This is a genomic window from Streptomyces sp. 150FB, from assembly GCF_000818195.1.
Lineage (GTDB): Bacteria > Actinomycetota > Actinomycetes > Streptomycetales > Streptomycetaceae > Streptomyces.
The window spans coordinates 5416948-5422807 of the sequence record NZ_JTHL01000001.1; the positions used below are offsets into that span (position 1 = coordinate 5416948).

5 protein-coding genes and 1 pseudogene are annotated in these 5860 nt (G+C 71.5%); 2 read left to right on the forward strand and 4 right to left on the reverse strand.

What is annotated here, in order from left to right; genetic code table 11:
- The coding region (locus tag QR77_RS23345; protein WP_063798069.1) for a VOC family protein at positions 1–586 on the reverse strand (586 nt) is incomplete at its 3' end.
- Positions 587–731: 145 nt separating this feature from the next.
- Here QR77_RS23345 and QR77_RS23350 point away from each other — a divergent pair.
- Entirely contained in the window at positions 732–1106 is a 375-nt protein-coding gene (locus QR77_RS23350; protein WP_040024093.1) for a helix-turn-helix domain-containing protein, read from the forward strand.
- A gap of 72 nt (positions 1107–1178) precedes the next feature.
- Here QR77_RS23350 and disA read toward each other — a convergent pair whose 3' ends face one another.
- The 3 genes from disA to QR77_RS23365 form a co-directional block, all read right to left on the reverse strand.
- Complete coding sequence (disA, locus tag QR77_RS23355; protein ID WP_040024094.1) at positions 1179–2303, reverse strand: DNA integrity scanning diadenylate cyclase DisA; 1125 nt, start codon at positions 2301–2303, stop codon at positions 1179–1181.
- A gap of 44 nt (positions 2304–2347) precedes the next feature.
- A complete protein-coding gene (radA, locus tag QR77_RS23360) occupies positions 2348–3757 on the reverse strand; it encodes a DNA repair protein RadA (protein ID WP_040024095.1) in 1410 nt (469 codons plus the stop codon).
- A gap of 85 nt (positions 3758–3842) precedes the next feature.
- Positions 3843–4643: a hypothetical protein gene (locus tag QR77_RS23365; protein WP_236710784.1), complete on the reverse strand. Its 801-nt coding sequence runs from the start codon at positions 4641–4643 to the stop codon at positions 3843–3845.
- Positions 4644–4917: 274 nt separating this feature from the next.
- On the opposite strand from QR77_RS23365, the pseudogene QR77_RS48990 reads away from it, so the two are divergent.
- Positions 4918–5860, forward strand: a pseudogene (locus QR77_RS48990) (hypothetical protein); the annotation flags it as partial.

The following is a 5860-nucleotide window of genomic DNA, read 5'->3' on the forward strand; positions in this document are numbered from 1 at the left end:
GATCGGCGGCGGACTCGCCCGCGCGGAGCCTCCTCAGCAACTCGTCTGCGTCGAAGGCCTTTCCGGTCGGGTCCTTGTCGAACGCCTCGGACTCCATGAGCGCCGTGGCCTCCTCGGCGGTCCCGAAGTTGTCGACCTGGAGCTCGATCCGGTTCCCGTCGGGGTCGACGTAGTACATCGAGGTCGTGACGCCGTGGTTGATCATCGTCGCCGGCTCGATCGAATCCGCCTTCAGCCGCTCGTAGTTGCCGAGGAGATCGCCGAGCGAGGCGTAGGTGAAGGCCATGTGCGCCATCCCGTGGGCGGGCAGCGCCGCCAGCTCCGCCGGTGAGAGCGGGGCCGCGGTCGCGGCGGCGACGCTGATCATTCCCTCGCCGCCGCCCTCCGAGTCGGCGAGCAGTTCCTTGGTCCCCTCGGGGTCCGTCAGCGCGATGCGGTGGTGCTCGTCGTCGTACGTGAGGAACGCCAGCGCGGGCGGCTTCTCGTACGCCACACGGGCGTCGAGGACCTTGACGTACCAGTCCCGCATGCGCGGCACCTGCCTGGTCCACAGGACGACATGGGCGAGTTGTACGGGGGCGACCATGAGAGCCACCTTTCAGGGGTGGTAAAAAGTAGGCTGCTTACTTCTGCGTTGTTGCTTCCAAAAAGGAAGCATCTCCTAGCCTGCGACGACTACGGACAGCGCACAAGAGGGCACTTATTTCTGCCTAGGTCACCTGGAGGGAACCATGGGCCATCGCCCGGCGTTATGCACCGCCTCCGAGTCCCTGCGGACACGGGAGATCCTGGGCCGCGTCGGCGACAAGTGGTCGCTGTACGTCATCGTGAAGCTCGGGACCGGCACGATGCGGTTCACGGAGATCAAGCGGCAGGGCGACGGCATCAGCCAGCGCATGCTGACCGCGACGCTTCGCGCCCTGGAGCGCGACGGGCTCGTGTCGCGGACCGTCCACCCGGTGGTGCCACCGCGCGTCGAGTACACGCTCACGGCCATGGGGCGGGCCCTGCTGGAGGCGCTGGGCTCCGTCATGGACTGGGCGGACACGTACGCCGACGCCATCGAGGAGGCCCGCGGCGGCTACGACTCGCTACAGGCACCCTGAACGCGGCGGCACAGGCGCCCCGTTACGCCCGTACGCAGCGAGGCGCGCCTGTACGCAGCGAGGCGCGCCCGCTCAGACGTACCGCTCCAGGATCGACGACTCGGCCAGCCGCGAGAGCCCCTCGCGCACACTGCGCGCCCGCGCCTCGCCCACGCCGTCCACCGTCTGGAGGTCGTCGACACTGGCGGCGAGCAGCTTCTGCAGGCCGCCGAAGTGCTCGACGAGCCGCTCGATGATGGCGCCGGGCAGCCGGGGCACCTTGGCCAGCAGCCGGTAACCGCGCGGTGAGACCGCCGAGTCGAGCGTCTCCGGCGAGCCGCTGTAGCCGAGCGCCCGTGCCACGACGGGCAGTTCGAGCAGCTCGGCATGGCTCGGCGCGTGCAGCTCGGCCAGCGCCTCCTCGACCGTGCGGGAGCGCTTGGCCGTCGGCTCAGGTACGTAGTCCCTGACGACCAGCTCGCGTTCGGGCTCGACGCCCGCGATCAACTCGTCGAGCTGGAGCGAGAGAAGACGGCCGTCGGTGCCCAGCTCCACCACGTACTCGGCGATCTCGGTGGCGATCCTGCGCACCATTTCGAGGCGCTGCGCGACGGCCGTCACATCCCTGACCGTCACCAGGTCCTCGATCTCCAGCGCGGAGAGCGTGCCGGCGACCTCGTCCAGCCGCAGCTTGTAGCGCTCCAGCGTGGCCAGCGCCTGGTTGGCCCGGGAGAGGATCGCCGCCGACTCCTCCAGGACCCGGCGCTCCCCGTTCACGTACAGCGCGATCAGCCGCATCGACTGCGACACGGACACGACGGGGAAGCCGCACTGCTTGGAGACCCGGTCGGCCGTACGGTGCCGGGTGCCCGTCTCCTCGGTCGGGATGGACGACTCAGGTACGAGCTGCACCCCGGCCCGGAGGATCTTGGTGATGTCCTTGTCGAGGATGAGCGCGCCGTCCAGCTTGCACAGCTCACGCAGCCGCGTGGCGGTGAACTCCACGTCCAGCACGAAACCGCCGGTGCACATCGACTCGACCGTCTTGTCCATGCCGAGGACGATCAGACCGCCGGTGTTGCCCCGCAGGATCCGCTCGAGCCCGTCGCGCAGCGCCATCCCGGGCGCCACGGCGCTCAGGGACGCCCGCATCAGTGCTTCGTTGCCGGAGCCCGCGCCGGACTTTCCGGGTGCTGATGCCCGGTCGTTGGCTGCCACTGCACTCCTCCGGCTCGTACGGATGGGCGAGACCAGGGCAAAGTCTACCGGCGTGCGTCGTCCTCCCGTGGGGCCTGTGCCCGAGACCGGCGCGGCAGGGCCCTCAGGGCTTCGCCTATGTCGGCGACTTCCGTGACCTTCATACCGGCGGGGATCTTCCCCGGGTCGCGTGGCACCAGGGCGTGGGTGAAGCCGAGCCGGTGCGCCTCGGAGAGCCTGCGCTGCACGCCTGTGACCCTTCTGACCTCGCCCGCGAGGCCCACCTCGCCCACAGCGACAAGATTCTTCGGCAGCGGGATGTCGCCCGCGGCCGAGGCCAGGGCGAGCGCCACCGCCAGGTCGGCGGCCGGTTCGGAGAGCTTCACACCGCCGACGGTCGCGCAGTAGATGTCACGCCTGCTGAGAGCGGCGATCCGGCCGCGCTGCTCCAGTACGGCCAGCATCATCGAGACCCGGGAGGTCTCAAGACCCGAGGTGGTGCGCCGGGGCGACGGGATCTGCGAGTCGACCGTCAGCGCCTGCACCTCGGCGACGAGCGGCCTGCGGCCTTCCAGGGTGACCGTCAGGCAGGTGCCGGGGACGGGCTCGTCGCGCCGGGTGAGGAAGAGGCCCGACGGGTCGGTGAGGCCGGTGATCCCCTCGTCGTGCAGCTCGAAACAGCCGACCTCGTCGGTCGCCCCGTAGCGGTTCTTGATGCCCCGGACCAGCCGCAGCCGCGCGTGTCTGTCGCCCTCGAAGGACAGCACGACGTCCACGAGGTGTTCGAGCAGCCGGGGGCCCGCGATCGCCCCGTCCTTGGTGACATGGCCCACCAGGATGGTGGACATGCCGCGGTCCTTCGAGGCCCGGATGAGCGCGCCGGCGACCTCACGGACCTGCGCCATACCCCCGGGCGCACCGTCGATCTCGGGCGACGCCACGGTCTGTACGGAGTCCACGACGAGCAAGGACGGCTTGACCGCGTCGAGATGGCCCAGCACCGCGGAGAGGTCCGTCTCGGCGGCGAGGTAGAGGTGGTCGTCGATGGCCTTGATGCGGTCGGCGCGCAGCCGCACCTGGCTGGCGGACTCCTCGCCCGTCACATAGAGCGTGCGGTGCTCGTCGCTGGCCGCCTTCGCCGCGACGTCGAGCAGCAGCGTGGACTTGCCGACGCCCGGCTCACCGGCGAACAGGACGACGGCGCCCGGCACGAGGCCGCCGCCGAGGACCCGGTCCAGCTCGGCGACGCCGGTGGAACGCGCCGTCGCCGTACGCCCGTCGATCTGGCCGATGGGGAGTGCCGCCGTGGTGACGCGGCCGGCCGCCGTGGTCCGGACGGCGGGCGCGCCGTACTCCTCGACGGTGCCCCAGGCCTGGCACTCGGGGCAGCGGCCGAGCCACTTGGCGGTCGTCCAGCCGCACTCGGTGCAGCGGTAGGACGGCCTGTCCTTGGTGGATTTCGTACGGGCAGCCATGGCGTCACCGTATAGGGGCGCACTGACAGCCCCGACCACGGCGGGTGTTGGCCGACGGCCCGGGAGGGCGGTACGGGGTTCGGCGTCAGCCTGTGGAGACGGTGAGGAGTACGGGGTCCGTGGTGCCGGTGGCGCGCAGCGCGTCGATCAGGATCTCGGTCGTCCAGGCGGCCACATCCGGGGACCACTCGCGTACCCGGCAGCGGAAAGCCATCAGTTGCCGCATCCCCTCGGTCTGGACCTCGCCGGTCAGCGGCAGAGCGAGGCCGGGGAGGTCCGGCGCCGTCAGCTCCTGCCCTGCGGGCAGCGCCTCGACCGAGGTCAGACGTCCGTCCGCCGACCGCTCGGCGTACTCGCGGACCTGGCCGGTCCGGCCGGTCAGCCCGCTCTCGCGGCCCGAGACGGTCATGGTCAGCTCGGCGGCGCCGTCCGGGTCGGCCAGCGCGAACCAGTCGGCGGCACCGATCAGAGCGGGGGTGGCGTCGAGCGCGAGGTGCAGCGGAGCCAGGGTGTGCAGTCCGGTGAGCCGGAACCGGCCCACCCGGCGCAGCGCGTCACCGAGGACGGTCGCCACCGGCAGTACGGGCAGCCGCTGCCCGCGGGGCCCTTCGGTGACGGAGACCTGGAGCCAGCCGGCCTCCCTGACGCCGCCGTCCTGCGTCCAGTCGCCCCCGGCGTCGTTGTGCGCCCAGCGGGCGCCCTCCAGTTCGGCGGCCTCACCCAGTCGCGCGGAACTCCAGCCGTAGGCCTCGGCCCGCTTCGCCGCCAGACTGAACACGTCCTCGTCGAGGTCGAACTCCGCGCTCACCCGCCCGGCCCACGGATGCCGTTCGAGGACGCCGTGCATCCCCATGATCAGGGTGGGGTCCTTGAAGGCGTCTCGCACAGGTCGCTCCTGAGCCGTGTTCCGGAAAGGGGCGCCGTCCGTCCGGTGGCCGGGGAGCGGCGACCGGGGCGGGGGCGGAGGCTCATTCTCGTACGGGGACGAACCGGGACGGTTCCGCCACGCGGCGGGCCCCGCCTGTTCGTCGTACTGGCCGACTCGTCGTATCGGCTCCCCGTACTGGAGCCTCCGTTCGAGGATGCAGCCCGTCCCGGCATTCACTCGCAGGTGGGGCTGTTGTCCCCTTTCGAGGGATACATTCACCCGTAAGGATTAAATGTGCTCAAGGGGTGCGAAGGGCGCGCGTCGCTCTGACTACCGTCGCCGGGTGACAAGCAGCAGTCCCGAGACCTCCATGCACACCACCGGCGCACACCGCGCCCCGCGCCGCGCGCCCCATGCGGGGCCGCAGCATCCGCCGGCGCGCTACGAGCCGTATCTGGACGGCCTGTTCACCTACTGCCTCTCCGTGCTCTGCGATCACGACGCGGCGATCGAGGTGCTCGGCGACGTGCTGCGCATCTCGGAGCGGCAGTACGGCCGTTGCCCGTCGGGCGCGGGGGAGCGCAAGGCGTGGCTGTACGCGCTGGCGCGCTGGGCCTGTCTGCGCAAGCTCACCGAGCAGCGCCGGGGCCGCCAGGGGGCGCACGGAAGCCACGGCGGTCACGGCAGTCATGGCAGTCACGGCGGTCACGGAGGCGGGGGCGACAGCGGTCGCACTCCCGTCGGTCAGGCTCCTGCCGACCGGACTCCTGCCGACGGGACTCCTGCCGACGGGACTCCTGCCGACGGGACCCCTGCCGACGGGACCCCTGCCGGTCAGGCTCCTGCGGGGGAGCCCGCCGACACCGTCACGGAGGAGACCGCCGAGCGCCGCCGCCGCGAACTCGCCCTGCTCGCCTGGCCCGAGGCCGCCGGCACCACCCCCGAGCAGCGCGAGATCCTGGAGCTGGCCGTACGCCACCAGCTCGGCCCGCGCGATGTCGCCGCCGTGCTGTCCATGGAACTCCCGGCCGCTCGCGAGCTGCTGGCCTCGGCCGCCTGCGAGGTCGAACGCACCCGCGCCGCACTCGCCGTCGTGGAGACCGGCAACTGCCCGTCCGTGGCCCGGCTCACCGGCGACCACCAGGTGCTGCTGTCCGCCGCGCTCAGGCGCGAACTCGTCCGTCACGTCGACGACTGTCCGCGCTGCCGCCGCGCCGCCGAGCGCGTCGAGGCGG

Coding starts and splice junctions, on each gene's coding strand:
- QR77_RS23350 (WP_040024093.1), top strand. CDS start 732: ATGGGCCATCGCCCGGCGTTATGCACCGCCTCCGAGTCCCTGCGGACA.
- radA (WP_040024095.1), bottom strand. CDS start 3,757: ATGGCTGCCCGTACGAAATCCACCAAGGACAGGCCGTCCTACCGCTGC.